Below are 24,278 nucleotides of genomic sequence, written 5' to 3' on the forward strand. Positions count from 1 at the left end.
ATCAGTACTCCAGCGGCAGGGCCACGCGCTTGCCGTCGCGCGCCGATTTATAGGCGGCGATCAGTACTTCGAGCGACTTCAGGCCTTCGCGTCCGTCGGTCTCGGGCTCCGCTTCGCCGCGCAGCACCTTGATCACGTTGTCGTAATACAGCGGGTGGCCAAAACCGTAGACCGAGGTGGTTTCATAGCTGGCGTCGCGTACCCTGTCGTCGTCGGGATCGGGCGTGGCGAATTCCCACTGCTGAATCTCGTTCACGGCCACCCCGCCGACGCGCACCGTGCCGTGCTCGCCCAGGATCGTGATCGACCCTTCGAGATTACGCGGATAGGTCAGCATGGTGACGTTCATCGAACCCAGGGCGCCGTTGCGCCAGCGCAGGCTGAGCACCCCGGTGTCCTCGACCTCGATGTCGCGCGCCAGGGTGGCGGTATAGGCTTGCAGGCTCTCGACCGGGCCGACGATCCAGTCGATCAGGTCGACATAGTGGCTGGCCTGGTTCATGAAGGCGCCGCCGTCGAATTCCCAGGTGCCGCGCCATTTGGCGCTGTGGTAGTACTCGGGCGGGCGGGTCCAGAACACGTTCAGGTTGACCATGTAGATGCGGCCGAAGCGCTTCTTGTCGACGGCCTGCTTGAGAAGCTGCAGGGTGGCGTTGCGGCGATTCTGCTTGACCACGAACAGGCGTACACCGGCGGCGTCGGCCGCGGCCACCATGCGCTTGCCGTCCTCCCAGCGGGTCGCCATCGGCTTTTCCGTCATCACGTGGCGGCCGCCGTTGGCGATCTGGATCGACTGCTCGGGGTGCAGGCCCGAGGGCGTGGTGACGACGACGATGTCGGCGTCGGCGCGGCGCAGCATCTCCTGGAGGCTGGCGTAGCCTTCGGCGCCGGTCAGTCCGACCGCGCGGTCGAGCGCACGCGGGTCGACGTCGCATATGCCGACCAGCTCGGCGCGGTCCTGGTGTTTGCGCAGGGCCTCGAAGTGATTGTTGGCGATGCGGCCGCAACCGACCAGCGCGAAGCGGATCTTGCGGTCCTGGATGGGAGCAGGATAGTGGCGCATCATGGCGGTCCTCAGGCTTTCACGACGTTGGGTAGCGCGGCGAGGTAGACGCCGCGCGTGTCGACGATGAGGCTGGCGTATTGCCGTACGAGGTCATAGTCGAAGGCGGAGTGTGCCGTGGCCAGCAGTACGACGTCATAGGACGCGATGCGCTGCGCGGTGAGTTCGACGCTCTTCAGGTCGAAGTGGTGTTCGCGCATGCGTGGAAAGACGGGCACGTGTGGATCGGCATAGTCGACGACGGCCCCTTTGTCGCGCAGGATTTCCATCAGTTCGACCGAAGGCGATTCACGCATGTCCTCGACGTCTTTTTTGTAGGCGATGCCCAGCACCAGCACGCGGCTTCCCATCACGGCTTTTCCGCGCTGGTTGAGCGCATCCGTGAGCTTGCTGACGACCCAGTGGGGCATGTCGCTGTTGATTTCCCCGGCGAGCTCGATGAAGCGGGTGTGCAGGCCGTATTCGCGCGCTTTCCACGTCAAGTAAAACGGGTCGATCGGGATACAGTGCCCACCGAGACCGGGACCAGGGTAATAGGGGGTGAAGCCGAACGGTTTCGTTGCGGCTGCGCGGATGACCTCGTGGATGTCGATCTTCATGCGGTCGGCGATGATCTTCATCTCGTTGACGAGACCGATGTTGACGGCCCGGTGGATGTTCTCGAGCAGCTTGGTCAGTTCCGCCGCGCGGGTCGAACTGACCGGGACGACACGGTCGATGGCCGCGCCGTACAGGGCGATTCCCGCTTCGAGGCAGGCCGGCGTCACGCCGCCGCAGACCTTGGGTATCGTACGGGTGTGGAAGTCGGGATTGCCCGGGTCTTCGCGTTCGGGAGAAAAGACGAGAAAGATGTCGCGTCCGATGACGAAGCTGCGCGATTCGAGGCGCGGCTTGAGTTCCTCTTCGGTGGTACCCGGGTACGTGGTGCTTTCCAGCGACAGTACCTGACCTGGCCGCATGAACGGCAGCAGGGCTTCGGTCGTCTCCAGTACGAAAGACAGGTCGGGTTCGCGATACGGGTTGAGCGGCGTCGGCACGCAGATGATCAAGGCATCCGGTTCTCCCGCGCGGGTGAAATCGGTGGTCGCTTCGAAGCCCTGGCTGCGCGCACGTGCGATGTCGGCAGCGGGGACGTGATTGATGTAGCTTTCGCCCCGGTTGAGGCGTTCGACCTTGCTCCCATCGATGTCGATCCCGAGTACGCGGAAGCCGGCTTCGGCATAGCGTAGCGTCAGTGGCAGGCCCACGTAGCCCAGGCCGATAATGCCAATGAGGGCAGTGCGCTCACTCAGACGGGCAGTGAGTTGTTCGAGATAAGCCGGTTTGCTTTCGTCACGCATGTGGGTCCTCGCCGAACTGGTTGGGTAAAAGGGGCGTTCCGGTTGCCGCGCCTAGATCCGGAACGGCACGAATTTCTTGATCAGGGCCAGCCGTTCCTGCGGCGCAGCGATGGGTGTCGGCGCGGCCACGGCCGGTGCCGGGGCGGGGGCCGGTGCGGCCCCTTCGGCATGCCGGCCGGGGTTGTACTCGGTCACGATGGCCTTGACCATGCCTTCGATCAGGCCGCGTTCATGCGTGTCGCAGGCCATCATGAGACAGTTGATGAAGGTGTCCAGCACGCTCGGCCGCAAGGCGTTCTCTTTCATGCGCATGATGCGCGGATGTTCGCTTGGGAAGACAACGCCGTCGGTCAGCAATTCCTCTTGCAGTTTCTCGCCGGGGAAGAGGCCGACATAGTTGATCTCGACATCCCCGCCCGAATTCTGCGGCGTCTTCTCGGTCAGGCCGGACAAGGCGATCAGCGTCCGTGCGAGGTCCAGGATACGTACGGGCTCGCCCATGTCGAGCACGAACACGTCGCCGCCCTTTGCCATCGCCCCTGCCTGGATCACCAGTTGGGCCGCCTCAGGAATCAGCATGAAGTAGCGCGATACGTCGGGGTGCGTGATGGTGACCGGGCCGCCCCGTGCGATCTGGCGCTGGAACAGCGGAATCACCGAACCCGACGACCCCAGCACATTCCCGAAGCGAACCATGCAGAACGTCGTGTCCGTGCCGGGCCGCGCGGCCGCTGCCTGAAAGATGAGTTCGGCGATGCGCTTGCTGGCGCCCATGATGTTGGTCGGACGCACCGCCTTGTCGCTCGAAATCAGCACGCAGGTTTCGACACCGTGTCTTGCGGCCTGTGTGGCGATCACCTGGGCGCCCATCACGTTGTTGCGCAGGCCTTCGACGATATTCGTTTCCACAAGAGGAACGTGCTTGTACGCGGCGGCGTGGTAGATGGTGTCGACGCGGTTGTCGCGCAGGATGCGTTCGATCAGGTCCGCATTACAGACCGAGCCGAGATGGGCGTCCACGGGGACGTCGGGGAAGCGATTGGCCATCTCCTGGCGGACTGTGTACAAGGCAAATTCGGAGTGGTCGAGCAGATGCAGCCGGCTTGGCCTCAAGGTGGCGATCTGGCGGCAGAGTTCGCTGCCAATGGAGCCGCCTGCGCCCGTGACCATGACGTTTTTTGCGCGTACGCAGAGCGCAAACAGGTCGAGGCGCGGCGGCACGGGCGCGCGGCCGAGAAGGTCTTCGAACTTCAGGTCGCGGATGCTCTCGCGCGGCGTGACCTTGTCGTCGGCCAGGTCGACGAGACGGCTCAGGATCTTGGTCGTGATACCGGCCTGGGCCAGCCGCTGCATGATGTCGCGCAGGCGGCCGGGCGCCACGGCCGGGATGGCGATCACGATCGAGCGGATACCCATTGCATTGACCGTTTCCACCAGACGATCGGTGGGAAAAACGCGGAGGCCGCCGATGGTGCGTTCACTGAGGGCGCGTTTGTCATCGAAAAAGCAGACAGGGCGATATTCGTCGCTGTTGCGCATCGTCTGCGCCAGCTGCGCCCCGGATTCCCCGGCGCCGTAGATTGCCACCACTTCCGACGTGCCGCGCTGGTTCCCGTTCAGGTTACGCAGCAGATTGCGCACACCGATGCGCGATGCAACGACATACGAAAAAGCGATAAACCAATAAATGGCCAAGGCACTGCGTGGAAAATTTGCTTCGTTCACAGAAAACGTGATGGTGTATGCGCAGAGAACGGCAATCGCCAATGCCAGGCCTGTCGCGCTCAATAAACGCTGGTCGATGAAACGAATCACGGCGCGATAAAGATCCGAAATGGAGAACGCCGCTATCGTGACGATTGCTACGAGAACATAAGAACCCGGCCCGAAATGGGAGGCGAGTCTCAAATCGCCGCCGCGCAGGAGCATCGCGCCCAGGAAACAAAACGGCAGCGCGATCAGGTCGGCCGTGATCATCAGCGCGATTTTCGACGTGCGATGCAGGGACACCATCCGGGAGCAGATTCGACGAACGAATACTTGGTTGAGCTTGGCCATGATTCTGAAGCATTGCGTGAGTTAATGAATGCAAACTTCCAAAGTTTGAAACAAGCACTGGTATCCCGGAAAGGCGAAGTCAGACTTATATTTATTCGCGGATAAATTGTCGTTTGTTATTCTGATGAGCAGGTCTATTTATTATCTCGATACACATCGATAAAGATTTGACCATGCTCAACCGGGAATAGGGAATTCTTTTCGGAATCCATAAGCGATAACATTGGGAAATTAATTCAAAGAATATTTCCCATTATTTTCTAATTGGAATTCGCGCCGATTCAAAACGTAATGCGGGGGACTGCCAGGCGGAAGGCGGCAATGAAGGGGGAGTGAAAGAGGGCGTCCATCACGGGTGATGGACGCGGTGGAGGCGGGATTCAGGCGCCGGCCGGACGGCCCGGGCGCGGCTGCGGTGCCATCGGCGGCACTACCATGTCGTCGTTCAGGCGGAGGAACTTGAAGCCGGCGAGCACCTGGCCGTTCTTGCCCGCCTGGCGGTTGCGTTCCTCGCGCGCGGCGGCGCGGGCGATGTAGGACTCGAAGGTTTCCTCGCGCACCTGCGGCTCGGAGGAATGGAGGAAGTGGCGCTCGCCGTCCGGACCGAGCACGACGAGCCCTACGTGCGAAGCCCAGTACTGGCCGTCGCGCGTCGAGATCACGTTGACGAGATCGCCTTCGCGCAGCTGGCCCGCGATGGCCGCCACGCGGTCCTTCGCCACGTAGGCCTGGCGGCTTGTCTCGACGGGGATGCTGGCGTCCGTGTGGTGCCGCGTCTTGAGGAAGCGGGCGCGGTCGATCGTCATCGTGTACGCCGGGCCATCCGGGCCGGCCAGGTCGGCGCTGATGTCCGTCACGAGCCAGCGGTTCGCCACGTTCCAGTCCATCTCCGTGTAGTGGTTGCGCGTGGCCACGCCGATGACGCCGTCGCGGTAGCGGATGCGCTGCAGCATCCAGAAGAATTCTTCCCACGACTGCGACAGGGCCATCGCGTAGGTGTGTTCCGCGAACACGACGCAGTCGCTGTGATCCAGGCTGAACATCGGCAGGTCGTCATGAACCTGGTAGGGGAACTCGCCCAGCAGGTTCAGGCGATACGGCTGGCCGAGGTTCTTGCGGCCGATGGCGGCGATGCGCTTGCGCAGGTCGGGCTCGGCCTCGTGCACCCAGGCGATGTAACGGCCCGCTTCGACGGGGTGCATGCGGTACAGGGGCTTGGCCAGGATCGCGTCGAGCGGTTCGGTGGCCGCCGTTTGCGCAACCGCGACCGCATCGGCGGCGGGCGGCACGGCGGGCGGCGTCGCGCAGCCGGCAACGAGTATGGAAAGCAGGAGCGCGGGCAGCGCGCGGACAGGACGCATGGCGGGTCTCGATGGATAAAACGCTACGCTAACCCGGCCGGCCGGAGCCGTCAAAAACAAATTGCAGTCCGAGCATTCCTTTTAGTTATAGATTCTTCAACAGTAATCATTATCCAACGACTTTGTCATCGTCAATACTGAGCGCGAGACCGGGAAACACCGGCCCCGACGATGACTACAGAGGAGAGAGAAATGTTGAAGCAGAAGCCGCTCGCGGCCGCTGTCGCATTGGCATGGCTGGGCGTGGCGGGTACGCCCGCGCTGGCCCAGAACGACGCCGGCAGCACGCAGATGCAAACGGTCGAAGTGACGGGCATCCGTGCGTCGATGGCGAAGTCGCTGGCCGTCAAGCGCGATGCCACCGCCAACGTCGAAGTGATCACCGCCGAGGACGTGGGCAAGATGCCGGACAAGAACCTGGCCGATTCGCTGCAGCGCCTGCCCGGCGTGGCGGTGCGCACCGACTACGACGAAGCGGAAAAGGTGGCGATGCGCGGCACCAATCCGGACATGTCGCTGATCGTGTTCAACGGCCACGCGGTGAGCAGCGGCGACTGGTACATCGCCGACCAGGCATCGAGCAGCCGTTCCACGAGCCTGTCCCTGATGCCGTCGTCGGTGCTGAACCAGGCCATCGTGTACAAGACGTCGCAGGCGAACATCGTCGACGGCGGCCTCGCGGGCACCATCAACGTCACGACGCGCAAACCCCTGGCGCAGAAGGAGCGCCTGTCGGGCGTGGCCAGCGTCGGCGCCAGCTACGCGACCCTGCCCGGCAAGACGGCGCCCGACCTGAACGCGTCCGTGAACTGGAAGAACGAGGCGGGCACGTTCGGCTTCATCCTGCAGGGCTTCGCGGAAAAGCGCTACATCCGCCGCGACTCCGCGTCGCGCCTCGCGTACGGCACGAGCAGCGGCTGGGACGTCATCAACACGACCACCATGAAGGGCATCACGGACGCGTCGCTGACCGGCAGCGGCTACAAGGCCGCCGACCTGAACGGGGTGCGCCTGCCCGGTTCGATGAGCACGGAATTCGTCGAGGGCGTGCGCGACCGCAAGGGCGGCATGTTCTCGCTCGAGTTCAAGCCGAACCAGGACGTCGACGTCACGGTGACGGGCTTCACGTCGACGCTGAAGGCGCCGAACTACGGTCGCCTGAAGGCCGGCGCCATGTACAGCATGCTGCTCGGTAAAGCGTCGCTGGCCGACGGCGCCACCGGCGCGACGGCGCCGAACACCGTGGGCGCCCAGGGCCAGCAGGTGTTCGCGTCGATCCGCAACCCCGTCATCGTCACCGAGACGACGATGTACGGCGACCAGCTGCGCGTGCTGAAAAGCGCCGACATCATGTTCCCCGACGGGACGCCGCCCCAATACATCGGCAATTCGGAAGGCTTTTACCGCCAAGGCGCGCGTGCCACCAGTTCCTTTCTCGACCTGGACGGCAAGTGGCGCGTGAACCAGGACCTCACGCTGAAGACGCTGCTGTCGACGACGCGCGGCGTCGGCAAGACGGACTACGACCAGGGCCTGACCTATGCGAGCTTCGGCACGGGCGTGTCGTACGCGCTGGCCGGCGTCGACAACGCGCCGTACGTGAAGTACTACGGCACCGGCGCCAGGCCCGACCAGCTGGTGGTGCGGACGATCTCCGGCCTGAAGACGACGGACCGCGAGACGAGCGGCCAGGTCGACGGCGAATGGCGCGTCGACAAGGGCTGGGTCCAGTCGGTCGAAGGCGGCGTGCGCTACGCCGACCACCACCGCGACAGCGCGCGCCGCTACCCGGCCTATCACAACCGCGACATCACGATCGGCGCGCCGACCGGCACGATTCCGTGGCCGTCCGACTTCGGCGCCGGTCTCGACGGCCCGGCCGGCTGGGACAACACGGGCTATACGTTCGACCCCGCCGTGCTGATGGCATACTTCCAGGGCGCGACGAAGGCGACGAGCGACCAGTACGAGCGCCGCATCGCGTCCGAACTGCACATGCGCGAACGACAGGGTGCGGCCTATGTGATGGCCAACCTGGAGGGCGAGCGCTGGTCCGGCAACGTGGGCCTGCGCTTCGTGCAGACGCGTATCAACGCCGACATCCCGACGCCGATTCCGGCCGGCGTCTGCCTGCGTGCCGCACCCGGCCAGCCGGCGATTCCATGCGCGGCCTATCCGGATGCGATCACGACGTCGGGAGAGGTGCAGCCGGTCTACGACAACGAGCCCTTCAAGAACAACACGGGCAACACCTACTACTTCATCAAGACGGACCGCCGCTTCAACAACTGGCTGCCCAGCATGAACGTGCGCTACGAGCTGACGAAGGACCAGATCCTGCGCTTCGGCGCGAGCCGCACGGTGGGCCGCCAGAACTACAACCTGCTCGGCGCCGGCTTCGGCTCCCCGACGTGCGATGCACAGGGGTGCCGCGTGACGGGCCCGAACCCGGACATCAAGCCGCTCACGTCGGACAACCTCGACGCGTCGTGGGCGTGGTATTTCTCGCGCCGCTCGATGGTGGGCGTGGACCTGTTCTACTCGCGCATCCAGGGTTATGCGAAGACCGGCACCACGGGCGGCGCCACGATCGACCTGTGGGATTCGGCGGCGCAGGCGATGAAGACGTACACGGTCCAGACGTCGGAGCAGCAGGGGGCGCACATCGCCGGCCTCGAACTGTCGTACGAACAACCGTTCGGCACGACGGGCTTCGGCTTCACCAGCAACATCAGCCGCGCGCACACGAAGGTCGACGACGGCCGGCCGATGGTCGGCGCGTCCGAATGGGCCGCGAACCTGGGCGGCTATTTCGAGAACGACAAGGTGTCGCTGCGCCTCGTCGCGAACTACCGCAGCGAATACGTGAACAGCTCCACGGCGCCCGCGCCGACGGCCAACAGCCAGGGCCTGTACAGCGTCAACGGCGTATTGATGCCGACGGCGCCGACGATGGCCGCGCCGGTGACGACGCTGGCCTTCAACGCCAGCGTCAACCTCACGCCGCAGTTGCTGCTCACGTTCGATGCGACGAACCTGACCAATGCGAAGCGCGCCTACTATCGTTACAGCGAGGAGGAGCAGCAGAAGCTGGACGTCAGCGGCCGCCAGTTCTATGTGAACCTGAAATATCGTTTCTGACGTTGTCGCCGACAGGCGCAAGGGGGCTGCGGCCCCGTTTTTATTGCATTTCTTGTTGCCGCGTAGGTCTCGTTGAAGATGGCCTGTAGGACTGGAACTCATGGGGACGCACAGTGTGCGGCATCTAACGGTTGCGACCCCGTTGGATTCGCTACGATGGAGGCGTCGAGTGAGGCACCAAGCGATCTTCCGCAGGTGGCCAACCACCTCGACAGGTCAGCCGGTCGCCTCGAGGACCGGCACCAATTTCGAAGCCGGCGATGAACGCGCCGGCTTCAACGGAAGCGGAGGTTGCCATGACCACGACGACGACGAACCATCCCCCCAAGCATCTCGTGCGCGAGTACCTCGAGCGGCGTTCGAAAGATCCGAAACCGCCGCCGACGCCGGAAGAAATCCGGCGCCAGCTGGGGTGGGGCATGCTGATGCCGTCGGACGACCGGATCGGCACCTCCCGCTCCTGAACCAGTTTCACCGTCACCGAACAGGAGAAGCATCATGACCGCCAAGATCGGCAGCAAACACGTGGCCCAGCACCGCGGCAAGAAAGAGCGCGAGGAGATCCACAAGATGAACGTCGCGCGCGAAGCCCTCAAATTGGCCGCTGCGCGCGCCAAGTACCGCAACCAGCAGAAGGGGCAGCGTCCGCAAGCCGCGGCCTGATTCGTCCGCTTTCCGAAGGGCCCGCCATGGCGACATGGCGGGCCCTTTGCCATTCGCCGGCCCCGTCGCCATTCACCGGGACGGCGCCGCCATTGGCCGAAAAGCACTTCCACCCGCGCGCCGACCTCCGTTATCGTGTCGACATTCGATCACAACGGAGGAAACATGAATAGCGAAGCTTCCTACCACCTGCGGCGCCAGGTGTTGTGGGGCCTGGTCCTGGTGGGGCTGGGCGTGGCCTTCCTGCTGGACCAGATGGATGTGTTCGACGTCCGCTCGCTGTGGCATTATGCGCCGCTGCTGCTGGTCGTCGTGGGCATCAACCAGACCATCGGCTACCCGAGCGCCCGCGAATTCTCCAACGGCCTGTGGACCGTCTTCATCGGCCTGTGGCTGTTCGCCGTGCTCGAGGGCCTGTGGGGCCTCACGTTCGGCAACAGCTGGCCCCTGTTCATCATCATCAGCGGCATCACGATGGCGATCCGGCCGATCGCCGAGCGCCGCTTCGGCCAGAAGGGAGGGGACGGCCATGGAAAATAACACGAACCGCGCGTCGAGCCAGGTCGTGCTGGGCCTGCTCGTCGTGGGCATGGGCGTCCTGTTCCTGCTCGATAACCTCGACATCCTGAATTTCCGCCATGCGATCGGGTTCTGGCCGCTCGCCTTCATCGTGGCCGGCTGCGTCGCGCTGTTCGGCAGCGGGACGCGCAGCGGCCGCAGCGGCAATTACATGGGCGGCGTGCTGATCGCGGTCGGCCTTTTGATGATCGTCAGCCGCATGGGCTACTTCTACATCAGCTGGGGCACGCTGTGGCCGCTCGTGATGATCGCGCTCGGCGGTCTCGTGCTGTACCGCTCGCTGGGCCCGGGGCGGGTGGCGCGCGATGGCGTTGCCGCAGGCGCGAGTCCGGACAACGTCGTCGACATCGTCGCCGTGCTGGGCGGTTTCGAGCGGCGCGTCAGCACGCAGGACTTCCGCGGCGGCGAGATCACGGCCGTGATGGGCGGCTGCGCGCTCGACCTGCGCGACGCGTCCATCGTCAAGGAAGCCGTGATCAACATCTTCACGGTCTGGGGCGGCATCAACATCAAGGTTCCGCCCGACTGGACCGTCGTCCTGAACGGCACGCCCGTGATGGGCGGCTTCGCGGAAAAGACGGCCCGGCCGCCCGACGCCAGCAAGCGCCTCGTCATCACCGGCTACGCCATCATGGGCGGCGTGGAAGTGCGCAACTAAAGGCGCGGCCAGTGCAAGGTATTTTTGCGAGCTGGCGCGCGACGGCGCTCTACCTGCTGGCCTGGCTGATGCTGGGCCTGCTGCTGGCGGTCATGCTGGCCGTCAGTGGGGCGGGCTGGGGGGCGAGCGTGCTGTTCGCCGTGCCGCTGGCGCTCTGGTTCGCGTACGCGGCGGGCTTTTCCGCCTACTACGTGTGCCGCGCGTACCCGCTGGGACGGCGCCGTCCGCTCGCCATCGCCGCCGGCGTGGGCATGACGGCGGCCTGCGTGTCCGCGCTGTGGTGCGGCATGGGCGCGGTCTGGAACAGCCTGCTGGCCGCGCTGGCGCCGGACGCTTACGTGCCCGTCGCGAGTGGCCCCGTGCTGGCGTCGATGTTCGGCCTCGGCCTGATCCTGTACGGCCTGGCGGCCGCCGTGAATTACCTGCTGATCGAGACCGAACGCGTGCGCCACCTCGAGACGCAGCGCCTGGAGATGAAGCTGATGGCCCAGGATGCGGAGCTGCGCATGCTGCGCGCCCAGGTCGATCCGCACTTCCTGTTCAACAGCCTGAATTCGATCAGCGCGCTGACGTCGCTCGACCCGGCGGCCGCACGTGCCATGACCGTGCAACTGGCCGAGTTCTTCCGGCACACGCTGGGCCTGCGCGCCGACCGCAAGGTGACGCTCGGCCAGGAACTCCAGCTCGTGCGGCATTTCGTCGCCATCGAGCAGGTGCGCTACGGCGACCGGCTGCGCTTCGATGCCGCCATCGATCCCGCCGCCGGTGAGTGCCTGCTGGCGCCGATGCTGCTGCAACCGCTCGTGGAGAACGCGATCAAGCACGGCATCGGCCAGATGATCGAGACAGGCCTCGTGCGCATCGAGGCGACGCGCGCCGGCTCGATCCTGCGCATCCGCGTGGAGAACGATGTCGATCCCGACAGCGTCGACGGGACAGCCTCGGCACGCGGCACGGGCCTGGGCCTCGTCAACGTGCGCCAGCGCCTCGCGGCGGACCACGGACATGAGGCGAGCGCGCACTGGATGCGGCGCGACGGCCGCTTCATCGTGGAGCTCGCACTGCCGGCGGTAACGGCCGACGAACCCCAACCCGAACCCGAAAGGATCTGACGCATGCGCGTGATCATCGTGGACGACGAACCCCTGGCGCGCGCCGTGCTGCGCGAGCATCTCGGCCTCCACCCCGACGTGGAGATCGTCGGCGAATGCGCCAACGGCTTCGAGGCCGTGAAGGCCATCGCGGAGCTGGCGCCCGATCTCGTGTTCCTCGACATCCAGATGCCCAAGCTGGACGGCTTCGAAGTCGTCGAGCTAGCCGGCGCGAAGACGCACTACGTGTTCGTCACCGCGTACGACCAGTTCGCGTTGCGGGCCTTCGACGTCCACGCGCTCGACTACCTGCTGAAACCGTTCACGCGCGAACGCCTCGCGCAGGCGCTGGCGCATGCGCGCGAACGCGTCGCCGCGCCCGCGACCGAGGGGGAGGCGGCGATGCGCGCGCTCGTGACCGATGCGCGGGCGCGCCACCAGCCGATCGAGCGCGTGCTGATCCGCGACGGCGCGCGCGTGCAGGTCATCCCCGTCGCGCGCATCGACTACATCGAGGCCCAGGACGATTACGTGGCCATCTGCTCGGAGGGCCGCCAGTGGCTGAAGAACCAGCGCATGGCCGAACTGGAAAGCCAGCTCGATCCGCATGCCTTCCTGCGCGTGCACCGGTCGTACATCGTCAACCTGGGCACCATCGCGCGCATCGAGCCGACCGGGAAGGATGGTCACTGCGCGGTACTGAAGTCGGGGGCGCGCGTTCCGATCAGCCGCAGCGGTTATCAAAAGGTCCGCGACCTGATGCGCTAGCGGCTGATTCAGGGCGGCCATGGCGTCGTTGCAGCTCCTCGCCGTGCAACCGCACTGTCTTCGTCGCCGCGCCTGGCCCTGTCCACCCTGAATGAGCCGCTAGAAGGCGGCCTTGTCGACGTGCCACCAGGCAGGCAGCAGCGCCTGCACTTCCGGCCGCGCGAAGCGGTCGTCGATCAGCCACACGACGCCGCGGTCCTGCTCCGTGCGGATCACGCGGCCCGCCGCCTGCACGACCTTCTGCATGCCGGGATAGAGATAGGTATAGTCGTAGCCCGCGCCGAACATCGCTTGCATGCGCTGGCGCAGCTGCTCGTTGACGGGGTTCACCTGCGGCAGGCCCAGGGTCGCGACGAAGGCGCCGATGAGGCGCTCGCCGGGCAGGTCGACGCCTTCGCCGAACGAGCCGCCCAGTACCGCGAAGCCGATGCCGCGACCGCCCGCGACGAAGCGCGCGAGGAAGTCCGCACGTTCCGGCTCGCTCATGCGGCGCGCCTGTCGCCATACGGGGATGTCCGGATGGTCGCGCTCGAAGCGGTCCGCCACCTGCTGCAGATAGTCGAAACTGGAAAAGAACGCGAGATAGTTGCCGGGCTTTTCGTGGTACTGGTCCGCCATCAGGGTCGCGATCGGCGCGAGCGAACCGGCCCGGGCCTGGTAGCGCGTCGAGATGCCGTGCGCGACGTGCACGTCCAGCTGGCTCGCGGTGAACGGGGAGTCGACGTCGATCCACGCGGTGTCTGCCGGCATGCCGAGCAGGTCGGCGAAATAATGCCAGGGGCTCAGGGTCGCGGAGAACAGCGTCGTCGAATGGGCGTACGCGAAGCGCGGACCGAGGAAGGGGGCGGGGACGACGTTGCGGATGCATAGGGTCGTGTTGCGCTCGTCCTCGCGCGTGACGTCGAACAGAGAGTGCTCGCCGAACGATTCCGCGAGCCGGCCGAACTGCAGCGCGCCGAAATAAAAATCCTGCAGTTCCGGGTCGAGCGGTACGGGGAAGGCCGCCATGTGCTCCGTGATGGCGCTGGCCGCGCCCTGCAGCGCGTTCAGGAATTTGTCCGGCAGGCCGTCCAGCACCTGGTAGGGCAGGGGCGCGGACTTGCTCACGTCCGTCCACGCGCGCTTGACCTTGTCGAGCGGCTTGTGCAGCGCCGGCGGTGCGATGGCCCGCGCCGCGCGCAGGCCCGCGCGTTGCAGCGTCGTCGTGTACATCGAACGTGCCCGGGATACCAGGTTGTGCGCCTCGTCCGCGAGCACGCTGACCTTCCAGCCGCGTTCCAGCGCCAGCGCGTACAGCATCGCGCCGCCGTCGAACCAGTAGTTGTAGTCGCCCACGACGACGTCGCTCCAGCGGACCATCTCGCTGCCCAGGTAGTACGGGCAGACGTCGTGCGCGAGACCGATCTCGCGCAGCGCGGCGCGGTCGAGCATGTCCGCGTGCGCCGCCGCGTCGCGCGCGGCCGGCAGGCGGTCGTAGAAGCCCTGGGCCAGCGGGCACGAATCGCCATGGCAGGCTTTGTCCGGATGCTCGCAGGCCTTGTCGCGCGCGCTCAGTTCGAGCACGCGCAACGGCAGCGTGCCCCCGGACTTCAACGTGGCAGCGGCGTCCAGCGCGAGCTGGCGTCCCGGCGTCTTCGCGGCCAGGAAGAACACTTTGTCGAGCGCTTGGCCGGGTGCCGCCTTCAGCACCGGGAACAGCGTGCCGACGGTCTTGCCGATACCGGTCGGGGCCTGCGCGAGCAGGCTGCGCTTGCCGGCATTGGCGCGGAAGATGGCTTCCGCGAGCTGGCGCTGGCCGGGACGGAAGTCAGCGTGCGGAAAACGCAGCGCCGTCAACGCGGCGTCGCGCGCGCCGCGGTGCGCGAGTTCCCGCTCGGCCCAGGCGACGAAGCGGCGGCACTGGTCTTCGAACAGCGCGGCGAGGTCGGCGCGGGTGCGGGTCTCGCGCAGCACGGTTTCCTGCTGGGTGCCGATGTCGAAGTAGACGAGCGCCAGGTTGACGTCGTCCATTCCGAGCTCCTCGCACATCAGGTGCCCGTAGACGCGCAACTGGGCCCAGGCCAGGCGCAGGTGATTGTCGGGGATGCGCGCGAACTGGCCGCGGTACGTCTTGACCTCTTCGATCAGGTTGCGGTCGGGGTCGTAGCCGTCGGCCCGCCCGCGCACGTGCAGCGGGCCCGAGTCGCCCGCCAGCGACACTTCGCTGCGGTAGTTGTCGTCGCGGCGGGATGCCACGACGGCATGGCCCGCGATGCCTTCCTGCGCCGTGGGCGACGGCGTGAAGCGCAGGTCGAGGTCGCCCTGCTTGGCCGTGAATTCGCACAGGGCACGCACGGACACGACGTAGCGTGCGTCGTTCATGCGGCGGCCTGCTCCCATTGCAGGTAGCACACCGTGATCGGCATGCCGTGCTCGGCGCAGTAATCGATCCAGCGCAGCTGGTTGTCCTGCAGGCGGTCGCCCGGGCCCTTCACCTCGATCATGTTGTAGCGCTGTTCGCCCGGCCAGAACTGGATCAGGTCGGGGAAGCCCGTGCGGTTTTCCTTCACGTCCTGCAGGATGCGGCGGAACCAAAGTGTCAGGTGCGCCGCCGGGATGCAGTCCAGCGCCAGTTCGATGATGCCGCGATCGAGCCAGTCCCACGCGACGAACGGCGATTGCAGGCCTGCCTTCTCGTCGTACGTCGCGAGGATGGCGGCGCGGTGGCGGCCGTCGTCCAGCAGTGCGAGGCAGGCCTCGAAGGCGTCCTTGCGGCGCTGGTAGAAGTCGGCCGCGAACAGGTCGGCCGGGCCGCGGTGGAACGGGTGGAAGAACGCGCCCGGGACGGCCGCGAAGATCGCGCGCCAGCACAACAGGCCGAACAGCGTGTTGGCGAGCGTGTTCTCGACGTAGAAGACGGGCGCGTCGGCGCGCGCCAGATGCTCCAGCACGACGCCTTCGACGCGCCATTCGCCGCCCGGCAGGGGCAGGCTCAGGTCGAGCCGGGCGGCCGGCGTCGCGCGGCGCGGCGGGCCTTTCGGATGGCCCAGCTTGCGCGCCAGGCGCGGGCCCAGGCGCAGCAGGTGTTGGCGCTCCGCCTCGCTTTCCGGGGCCTGTTGCGCCGTCTCGAACAACGCATGGGCTTCGTCGAATTTCTCGTGCTTTTCCAGCACGCGGATCGCACGGCCGCGCGCACCCGGATAGCGGCAATCCGCGTACACGGCATACGCATTGTCCCAGTCCCGCTCTTTTTCGAGCAGCTGGCCGAGCTGGAACAGCAGACGTTCGCGCCGGCTGTCGAGCCAGTCGTTGCCGAACGCATGGCGGGGCAGGTCGGCCAGTACGTCCAGCGCCGCCTCGCCCGCGTAATAACGTTCCTTGCACGCGTGCAGCTGCAGGTAGTGGTCGATGTCGTGACGGGCCCGGAAGCCGCGCGACGCCGGCGAGAATTCGACGCGCTCGTAGCGGAACAGGCCGAGGTCGGACAGCACGAACTCCGTCCAGTCCTGCGAGAGGTTGCCGAAGAAGATGAGGCGCAGGCGGTCGCACAGCGGTTGCACGAGCAGGCGCAATGCGAGGTCGTCACAATGCCGGTGCCAATGCGAGAACGGGCGGTCCGCCTCGTGCGCGGGATCGCCGCGCAGCGCTTCGAGCTGGTCGGCCTTGCGCGCGCTCTTCTGCGCGCCGGTCAGGCCGAACGCCCCGGCCAGTTCCGGCTTGGAGAGCAGGTCGAACAGCTCGTCGAGCGTCAGGACGGGGTCCGACTCGATCCAGCCGCTGGGCAGCAGGGCCTCTGCCGCGGCGCGCGGGCAGCCGATCTCCGCGTAGTTGAGCTTGCTGGCCCGGAACAGGGTGCCCTTGCGCATCGCCATTCTCACGAACAGGGCGCGGGCCGGTTGCGGCAATTGCGGGAAGGCGGCGATGAACGCGTGTTCCTCGTCGATGAGCAGGTCGGCGTAGCGCTCGGCGATCCAGTCCAGCACGCGCTGGAAGTTATCCAGATAATAAAACTCGTTTTCCAGGACTCTGATCATCGTCATACCGCGCCAACTGTACTTTTGTACAGTATAACGGTGCCGGCGACGATGGCCCAGCAGTTTTGCTGTCGTTACAGCCCGCGGCGTGGTTTTCCGGGCAGGCTGCCCTATTGTCGGGGTGGCATGCGCGGGCCACACGGCTTGTCGGTGCACGCCGCCGTTCCCGCGCCATCGTCCGCCTCGTTACGGGTGCCGGTGTGCTGGAGGATGGCCGAGATCAGGGCGACGTCCGTATCGACCCCGGTCGTTGACGGCGTCGTCCTAGAGGCGCCGGCGGTCCGCTTCTGGCGCGGCGGTGCCGGGTCCGCATGGGCCAGCGCCCGGGGTGCGGTCGTCCGGGACTCCGGTTGTGGCCGTGCATAAGGAACGGCCGGCGTGGCGGGACGCGTGACCGGATGGCGCGATGGGGCAGACGGAGGGTGCGCCGTCGTACCGGCCGGGGCGCGCCTGGCCACGTCGGACGCTGCAATGGCGGCAGGCTGGGGCAGATCGATGATGACGGCGCCGCGCGCTGGGACGGCTGCCGCAGGTGTCGCGTACGTATTGGGCGCCGGCATGGACAGCGGACTTTCCGCGGTCAGCGTGGCGCGCGTGCCTGGCACGTCGACGGGCGTGCTGTCGCGCGCCGGCGTCGCGCCGCGGACGAGCCACGCGATGACGACGAGCAGGGAGCACGCCAGCACGCCGGCGGCGCCGTACCAGACGACGACCGGCAGGGCGCGGAGCCGGCGCCCGGGTGCCTGGCCGTCGAGCATGGCCAGGATATTGATTTCGCTGGTTGCCCGGCGCGACGACGACATCAGGTTGGGACGTCTGGAGCCAGGTTGATTTTCATCTGTAGGGCGCACCGCGTTACTCCTAAGATTGGAAAACTAGTTCCAATTAGAAACAAACCGGAGAATCCGATGCTGATCTTCCTCGCATTCTTGTACTTTTTCCTGGCCTGCAGCGTCATTTGGCTCGCCCTGTTCCCGGGCGGACGGGCGTCGGTGCTGCAGGTGCTCGGCATGCTGCAACGCCGCCTCCACTGGCGCGTCGGGGGCTGGCAGCGCAGCGGTAATGCCACGCTGCGGGCGTCCTGGTCGGGCGCGCGCGGCGCGTGGTTCGACGGCCGCAGGATGCTGCGGCGGCACTGGGCGTGGTTCGCCGTCGGCGTGCCGCTCGTGCTGATCCCGACGCTGCTCGCGTTGCTGATGCGCCGGCCGGACATGCTGCCCGACTACGAGCCCGCCGACACCGTCGTCGATGCCCAGGTGGCCGCGCTGCTCAAGGGCGAGCAGCTGGTGCCGCCGGCCGCGTTGCCCCCGCTTGCGTTCGGCACGCGCGAAGTGGAACTGGTGCGTCCGATGCTCGTGGACGCCAGCCGCAACTGGGGGCTGCTGCGGCCGGAGTTCAGCCAGCGCCTGCTGTTGGTGTTCAAGATCATGAAGGAGAAATACGGTTACGAGATGGCACTGCTGGAGGGGTACCGCAGCCCGGCCCGTCAGGACATGCTGGCCGGCATGGGTTCGCAGGTGACGAACGCACGTGCATTCCAGAGCTGGCACCAGTACGGGCTGGCGGCCGACTGTGCGTTCTGGCGGGACGGCAAACTCGTGATCTCGGAAAAAGACCCCTGGGCCATGCGTGGTTACCAGCTCTACGGCGAGGTCGCCGAATCGCTGGGCCTGACCTGGGGTGGGCGCTGGACGATGATGGACTTCGGTCATGCGGAGTTGCGGATGCGCGGGGTGATGCGGCACTGATGGCGGACGGTTCCCGGAGCGTTGTCTCACCTCAAATTTTCGACAAGGAAATAGTGCCAGTATTGCCGATGGTATTCACCAACCTTCCGAACAAACATGATGGCCCGACTCTGGCAGTTCCTCACCGACAGACGTGTTTTGGCCGTGATCGGCATCGGCGTGCTTGCAGCACTCGTGCTGCTGGGCACGGATTCCCTCGACACGGCCCTCATCTGGGCCGCACTGCTGGGCCTGCTCCTCCTGTGTGCGGGAGGGATCGCCTGGCTCATCCGGGCCTGGCTGCGCAAGCGCGCGGCCAGCCGGCTGGGCGAAGCGATCCTGACCGGCGCGGAGACCGACGGCAAGGCCCAGGCGGCGCGCAACGACGCGGCCGTGCTGCGCAAGGGCATGCTGGAAGCCATCAACACGATCAAGACGTCCAAGCTGGGCCTGACGCGCGGCGCCGCGGCGCTGTACGAGCTGCCGTGGTACATGATCATCGGGAACCCGGCGGCCGGCAAGAGCAGCGCGATCAAGCATTCCGGTCTGACGTTTCCGATCCCCGGCAGCAAGGCGGTGCAGGGCGTCGGGGGCACGCGCAACTGCGACTGGTTCTTCACGACGGATGGCATCCTGCTCGACACGGCCGGGCGCTATTCCGTATTCGACGCGGACCGCGCCGAGTGGTTCAGCTTCCTTGACCTGCTGCGCAAGTACCGGTCCCGCGCGCCGATCAACGGCATCCTGATCGCCGTCAGCGTTGCCGAGCTGGCCGGCGGGAGTCCCGAGACGTCGATCGAACTGGCGAAGAGCCTGCGCACGCGCGTGCAGGAACTGACCGAAAGGCTGGGCGTCCACGCGCCCGTGTACGTGATCTTCACGAAGGCCGACCTGATTGCCGGCTTTGCCGACTTTTTCCACGGCAGCGAACTGACCGAGCGCGAGCGCGTCTGGGGCGCGACCCTGCGCTACAACCGGCGCAGCACGCCGCAGGACGTGCTGGCATTCTTCGACCAGCATTTCGATGAATTGCACGACGGCCTCAAGGAGATGAGCGTGGCCAGCATGGCGGGCAACCGCAGCACCGCGCTGCGCCCTGGCGTGTTCACGTTCCCGCTCGAATTTGCCGCGCTCAAGCCCCAGCTGCGGGCCTTCCTCGCCACCCTGTTCGAGGAAAACACGTGGCAGTTCAAACCCGTGTTCCGCGGCTTTTATTTCACGAGCGCGTTGCAGGAGGGCAGCTTGGAGAACCAGTCGGCACGGCGCGTCGCGGGACGGTTCGACCTGCAGCTGCGCCCGCTGGGCGAGAAAGCCGGCGACGAGGCCGCGCCCGGCTCCGACCAGTCCGGCTTTTTCCTGCTGCAGCTGTTCCGCAAGGTGATCTTCGCCGACCGCGACCTGGTCAAGCGCTATACGAGTCCAGCCGCCACACGCATGAAGATCGGCGCGTTCTTCGCCGCCACCCTGCTGCTCGGCTGTGCGCTCGGCGGCTGGAGCTGGTCTTACATGGGGAACCGGCAACTGGTCGCGAACGTCAGGGCCGACCTGGACAAGGTCATGAAGCTGCAGGCCGGCAGGACCGATCTGCAGTCGCGGCTGGAAGGGCTCGACATCCTGCAGGACCGCATCGAGCAGCTCGACAAGTATCGCCAGGACCGTCCGTGGGCGCTGGCGTTCGGCCTGTACCAGGGTGAGGCGCTGGAGCGCAAGCTGCGCGACGAGTATTTCGCCGGCGTGCGCGAAGTCATGGTACAGCCGGTGGCGGGGGCGCTGGAGAACCTGCTGACGGAGATGAACGCGAACGCGTCGCAGCTCGACCCGAACGTGCGGGCGACGCCAGCCGCCAAACCCGGCCAGCCCTACCAGGATGTCTCGGCCACGAACGTCGGCGACGCCTATAACGCGCTCAAGACTTACTTGATGCTGGCGGACAAGAGCCATGCCGAACCCGGCCACCTGAACGACCAGCTGACGCGCTTCTGGCGCAGCTGGCTCGAAGCGAACCGGGGCGCGATGCCGCGCGAGCAGATGATCCGCAGCGCCGAGCGCCAGCTGACCTTCGTGCTGGCCCATATCGACGACCAGGCGTGGCCCCAGATCACGCCCAAGCTCAGCCTGCTGGACACCGCTCGCGAGAACCTGCGCCGCGTCGTGCGCGGCACGCCCGCGCGCGAGCGCGTGTATGCCGACATCCGCACCCGCGCGTCGACGCGGTTCCCGGGCGTGACCGTAGCGCGGATCGTCGGTGAACAGGACCAGGCGCTGGTCGTCGGCAGTTACGCCGTCGGCGGCGCGTACACCCGCGATGCCTGGGAGAAATTCGTGCAGGGGGCGATCCGCGAGGCGTCGACCCGCGAACTGCAGAGCAGCGACTGGGTATTGAAAAGCGTCGCCAAGGACGATCTCACGCTGGAGGGCAGCCCGGAGCAGATCCAGAAAGCCCTCGTCGAGATGTACAAGAGCGACTATGCGCGCGAATGGAGCAAGTTCGTGCAGGGCGTGACGATCGCCGACCTCAATGGTTTCGACGCCAGCGTGCAGGCGATGAACCGCCTCGGCGATCCGCTGACGTCGCCGCTGGCGAAAGTGCTCAAGACTGTCCACGAACAGACATCCTGGGATGATCCCACGCAGGCCCGGGTCGACACCGTCAAGCTCAAGCGGGGGCTTGCAGGGTGGTTCCGCGAAGTGGTGCTGCGGCAGGCGCCGAGCGAGGCGCGCCAGGTGGCCGATGCGATGGGCCCGCTGCCGGTGGGGGGCGTGCAGGCGGCCGGCCCGGTCGGCCGCGAATTCGCCGGCGTCGCGCGCCTGGTCGGCGTCAAGGAAAAAGATGCGTCGCTGATGACCGGCTACCTCGATGCGTTGTCGAAGCTGCGCAGCCGCCTGAACCAGCTGAAGAACCAGGGCGATCCCGGCCCCGGCGCCAAGCAGCTGATGCAGCAGACGCTGGAGGGCAATGGTTCCGAACTGGCCGAAGCGCTGAAGTACGTCGACGAGCAGATGCTGACGGGGATGACGGACACGCAGAAGCAGATGCTGCGCCCGCTGCTCGTGCGGCCGCTCGTGCAGACGTTCGCGATGATCGTGCTGCCCTCGGAATCGGAGATCAACAAGACGTGGCAGGCCCAGGTCGTCGAGCCCTTCCAGAAGATGCTGGCGGCCAAGTATCCGTTCGCGCCGTCGGCCCAGATCCAGGCCACGCCGGCCGAGATCGGCCAGGTGTTCGGCCCGGACGGCGTCGTCGCCAAATTCGTGGGTACGACGATGGGGCCGCTGGTCGTGCGCCGTGGCGACGTGCTCAGCAGCCGCACCTGGGCCGACATCGGCATCACGCTGGCGCCGCAGGCGGTCAGTGGCTTCCCCGGCTGGGTGGCGCCGTTGTCGGCCAATGGCGTGGCGGCCGGCGGCGGCCCGCAGACCGTGTTCCAACTGCTGCCGCTGACCGCACCCGGCGTCACCGAATACACGATCGAGATCGACGGCCAGCAACTGCGCTACCGGAACACGCCGGCAGCCTGGGTCAACATGGTGCATCCCGGTCCGCAGGGCAGCAGCGGTGCGAAGATCAGCGCCGTGACGTTCGACGGCCGCACGGTCGAACTGTTCAACGAGGCGGGCGAGTTCGGGCTGCAGAAGATGATCGAGGCGGCGGCCAAGAAGCGCCTCGATGCGGGTACGCACGAACTGCGCTGGAACGCAGGCAACGTCTCGGTGGCCGTCAACCTCAAGCGCGTCAGCAGCACGGACACGTCCGGCGGGAACGCCCAGGCCAGCCAGGGCTTCCGCGGCCTGCGCCTGCCGGACGCCATCGTCGGCCGCGCAGGTGCGATCGGCGCCAGCGGCACCGGCCCGGCGCTTGCAGGAGCGGCGCAGTGAACCGCGCCCCGAACCGAACTGCCCAGCGCGCGCCCGCCGTGAGCCGCATCGGCTATTTCGGCAAGATCCCGGCGCACAGCGACTTCGTCAAGCTGGCCGACGACCAGCCCGTGATCGGCATGCTGGACGACTGGATCGCGCAGGTCATGACGCGGCTGCCGTCCGATGCGCGCTGGAAGCTGAATTACGATGCGATGGCCCCGGCCAGCTTCGCCTTCGTGGGGCCGGACCGGCGTCATGCCGTCGCCGGCCACCTCGTCGCCAGCCACGACCGGTCGGGGCGGCGCTTCCCGTTCCTGATGATGCGGACCGTCGACCTGCCCGACCCCGCCCGCTTCGTCGCGCGCTGCCCACTCGCGTTCGCGCCGTTGTGGAATTACCTCGAGGGCATGGCGCCGCAAATACTGGGCAGCACCGACCCGAGCGCCTACCTGCAGGCGATCGCGGACGCGCCCGTGGCGTTGGGCGAACACGACGCCGCGCTGGACAGCTACCTGGCCCTGTCCACCGTCGGCGAACTGACGACGCAGCTGGAACTGGAGGTCAACCGGATGATCCTCGGGCTCGGCCTGCTACTGCAGCCCGTGATGCACAGCCGTCCCGCCAGCCTGCACAAGAGCCTCGTGCTGCCGCTGCCGGGTGAAGGTCTCCAACGCCATGCGGCCGCCGCCTTCTGGCTGGGACTGGTGCTGCCGTTCATCCGGCGCAGCGGCTTCGACCTCGTGCTGTTCGTCACCCGCGTGCGTGAGCATCCCGCGCTCGTCGTCGGCTTCGGCGGGGCGGCGGCCGGTACGCTGCACGCCCTGATCGATCCGATCGTCGCCGCCGACCAGCAGGTGCATCTCGCGGACAATGCCTGGATCGACGAGCAGCTCGGCCTGGACGTGGACGTGCGTGCGCTGGCCAGCTACCTCGAGCAGCCGGCGTTGCCCCTGCGGCTCGCGCACGAACTGTTCCTGAAAACCTTTATCGGAGCCGCGCCGTGATGCCGAAGACATTGATCCTTTACGCGGCCATTGTGGCCGTCACGAGCGTGCCCGCCAGCGCGCAGACCCAAGCCCAGGCCCAGGCCCAGATCCAGATCCAGGCCCAGGCCCAGGCCCAGGCCACCGCACCCATCGTCGTGTCCGGCACGGTCGCCGACGACGCCAGCAAGACCGCGCTGCTGGCTCGCCTGCGCGCTGTGTACGGCGCGGACCGGATCGTGGACCAGCTCGCGGTCGGCCGCGTTTCGATGCCGGCGAACTGGAACGACCGTGTCGGCAAGCTGATCGGCCCGAACCTGAAGCTGATCAGCCGCGGCCAGCTGCAGGTCGACGGCACGAGCGTGAGCCTGCGCGGCGACGTCGCGAGCGAAGCCCAGCGCACGCAGATCGCGAGCGACATCGCGCTCGCCCTCGATCCGGGCTACACGGTCAACAACGGCCTGCGGGTGGCGGCCTCGGAGCAGGGCATGCTGGATGCGGCGCTCGCCAACCGCATCATCGAATTCGAATCGGGCCAGGCCACGCTGACGGATTCCGGCAAGGCCATCCTCGACCAGATGAGCGTGGCGCTGCTGCGCCTGAAGGACAAGCGGGTCGAAGTCATCGGTCATACGGATAATGCCGGCTCGCGCGCGGGCAATTTATCGCTCAGCCAGGCGCGCGCGGAGGCCGTGAAGGCGTACGTCGTCGGACGCGGCGTCAAGCCCGACATGGTCGCCGTGTCCGGCGAAGGCCCGGATCGCCCCGTGGCCGACAACCGCACGCCCGAGGGCAGGGCGCGCAACCGCCGGATTGAATTCAAGGTCGTCCAATAAGCCCCGCACGCGTTTTCGTTATATATTTGCAGGGTTAATATTCTTGCAATGGCGCGTATGAACATCGCCATGCAAACGTGGGGCGGCCGTGGCGACATCCGGCCTTTCCTGGCGCTAGCGGAGGGCCTGCAGGCGGTGG

18 protein-coding genes are annotated in these 24,278 nt (G+C 66.5%); 11 read left to right on the plus strand and 7 right to left on the minus strand.

Features of this window, described 5'->3' with window-relative positions:
• Position 1: 1 nt before the first annotated feature.
• The 4 genes from ASD28_RS13055 to ASD28_RS13070 all read right to left on the minus strand — a co-directional run bounded on the left by ASD28_RS13055 (position 2) and on the right by ASD28_RS13070 (position 5,822).
• Complete coding sequence (locus ASD28_RS13055) at positions 2–1,063, minus strand: Gfo/Idh/MocA family protein (protein WP_056128473.1); 1,062 nt, start codon at positions 1,061–1,063, stop codon at positions 2–4.
• Positions 1,064–1,074: 11 nt separating this feature from the next.
• Complete coding sequence (locus ASD28_RS13060; protein ID WP_056128061.1) at positions 1,075–2,403, minus strand: nucleotide sugar dehydrogenase; 1,329 nt, start codon at positions 2,401–2,403, stop codon at positions 1,075–1,077.
• Between the two features lie 51 nt (positions 2,404–2,454).
• The gene (locus ASD28_RS13065) at positions 2,455–4,461 is read right to left on the minus strand and encodes a nucleoside-diphosphate sugar epimerase/dehydratase (protein ID WP_229412351.1); all 2,007 of its coding nucleotides are present in this window, start codon (positions 4,459–4,461) and stop codon (positions 2,455–2,457) included.
• A 380-nt stretch (positions 4,462–4,841) separates the two neighbouring features.
• The gene (locus ASD28_RS13070) at positions 4,842–5,822 is read right to left on the minus strand and encodes an N-acetylmuramoyl-L-alanine amidase-like domain-containing protein (RefSeq protein WP_056128066.1); all 981 of its coding nucleotides are present in this window, start codon (positions 5,820–5,822) and stop codon (positions 4,842–4,844) included.
• Between the two features lie 192 nt (positions 5,823–6,014).
• Between ASD28_RS13070 and ASD28_RS13075 the strand changes: the two genes are divergently transcribed.
• From ASD28_RS13075 to ASD28_RS13095, 7 genes are all read left to right on the plus strand, one after another.
• Complete coding sequence (locus ASD28_RS13075; protein WP_056128069.1) at positions 6,015–8,963, plus strand: TonB-dependent receptor; 2,949 nt, start codon at positions 6,015–6,017, stop codon at positions 8,961–8,963.
• Positions 8,964–9,259: 296 nt separating this feature from the next.
• Complete coding sequence (locus ASD28_RS32445) at positions 9,260–9,427, plus strand: hypothetical protein (protein ID WP_200949099.1); 168 nt, start codon at positions 9,260–9,262, stop codon at positions 9,425–9,427.
• Positions 9,428–9,461: 34 nt separating this feature from the next.
• Positions 9,462–9,626, plus strand: a complete 165-nt coding sequence (locus ASD28_RS32450; protein WP_200949101.1) for a hypothetical protein — start codon at positions 9,462–9,464, stop codon at positions 9,624–9,626.
• 165 nt (positions 9,627–9,791) lie between these two features.
• Positions 9,792–10,166: a LiaI-LiaF-like domain-containing protein gene (locus ASD28_RS13080; protein ID WP_056128071.1), complete on the plus strand. Its 375-nt coding sequence runs from the start codon at positions 9,792–9,794 to the stop codon at positions 10,164–10,166.
• Complete coding sequence (locus ASD28_RS13085; RefSeq protein ID WP_056128074.1) at positions 10,156–10,863, plus strand: LiaI-LiaF-like domain-containing protein; 708 nt, start codon at positions 10,156–10,158, stop codon at positions 10,861–10,863. The genes ASD28_RS13080 and ASD28_RS13085 overlap by 11 nt, the downstream gene beginning before the upstream one ends.
• Positions 10,864–10,874: 11 nt before the next feature.
• Positions 10,875–11,975 (plus strand): sensor histidine kinase, encoded by a 1,101-nt coding sequence (locus ASD28_RS13090; protein WP_056128077.1) that lies wholly within the window; start codon positions 10,875–10,877, stop codon positions 11,973–11,975.
• A 3-nt stretch (positions 11,976–11,978) separates the two neighbouring features.
• Positions 11,979–12,722, plus strand: coding sequence for a LytTR family DNA-binding domain-containing protein (locus ASD28_RS13095; protein ID WP_056128079.1), 744 nt, complete (start codon positions 11,979–11,981; stop codon positions 12,720–12,722).
• Between the two features lie 99 nt (positions 12,723–12,821).
• Here the strand turns inward: ASD28_RS13095 and ASD28_RS13100 are convergent, their stop codons facing one another.
• From ASD28_RS13100 to ASD28_RS13110, 3 genes are all read right to left on the minus strand, one after another.
• Positions 12,822–15,083 carry an ATP-dependent DNA helicase gene (locus tag ASD28_RS13100; RefSeq protein WP_229412352.1) on the minus strand — a complete coding sequence of 754 codons (2,262 nt, stop codon included), beginning with the start codon at positions 15,081–15,083 and terminating at the stop codon, positions 12,822–12,824.
• The gene (locus ASD28_RS13105; RefSeq protein ID WP_056128477.1) at positions 15,080–16,735 is read right to left on the minus strand and encodes a VRR-NUC domain-containing protein; all 1,656 of its coding nucleotides are present in this window, start codon (positions 16,733–16,735) and stop codon (positions 15,080–15,082) included. Before ASD28_RS13105 ends, ASD28_RS13100 begins: the two co-directional genes overlap by 4 nt.
• A gap of 110 nt (positions 16,736–16,845) precedes the next feature.
• Entirely contained in the window at positions 16,846–17,586 is a 741-nt protein-coding gene (locus tag ASD28_RS13110; RefSeq protein ID WP_156404041.1) for a hypothetical protein, read from the minus strand.
• 57 nt (positions 17,587–17,643) lie between these two features.
• Between ASD28_RS13110 and ASD28_RS13115 the strand changes: the two genes are divergently transcribed.
• From ASD28_RS13115 to ASD28_RS13130, 4 genes are all read left to right on the plus strand, one after another.
• A complete protein-coding gene (locus ASD28_RS13115) occupies positions 17,644–18,483 on the plus strand; it encodes a M15 family metallopeptidase (RefSeq protein WP_056128084.1) in 840 nt (279 codons plus the stop codon).
• 99 nt (positions 18,484–18,582) lie between these two features.
• Positions 18,583–22,338, plus strand: coding sequence for a type VI secretion system membrane subunit TssM (gene tssM / locus ASD28_RS13120; RefSeq protein WP_056128479.1), 3,756 nt, complete (start codon positions 18,583–18,585; stop codon positions 22,336–22,338).
• Positions 22,335–23,324 carry a type VI secretion system-associated protein TagF gene (gene tagF / locus ASD28_RS13125; RefSeq protein ID WP_229412353.1) on the plus strand — a complete coding sequence of 330 codons (990 nt, stop codon included), beginning with the start codon at positions 22,335–22,337 and terminating at the stop codon, positions 23,322–23,324. Before tssM ends, tagF begins: the two co-directional genes overlap by 4 nt.
• Entirely contained in the window at positions 23,324–24,139 is an 816-nt protein-coding gene (locus ASD28_RS13130) for an OmpA family protein (protein ID WP_082579134.1), read from the plus strand. The genes tagF and ASD28_RS13130 overlap by 1 nt, the downstream gene beginning before the upstream one ends.
• Positions 24,140–24,278: the final 139 nt, after the last annotated feature.

The organism is Massilia sp. Root133 (assembly GCF_001426525.1).
GTDB lineage: Bacteria > Pseudomonadota > Gammaproteobacteria > Burkholderiales > Burkholderiaceae_D > Telluria > Telluria orientalis.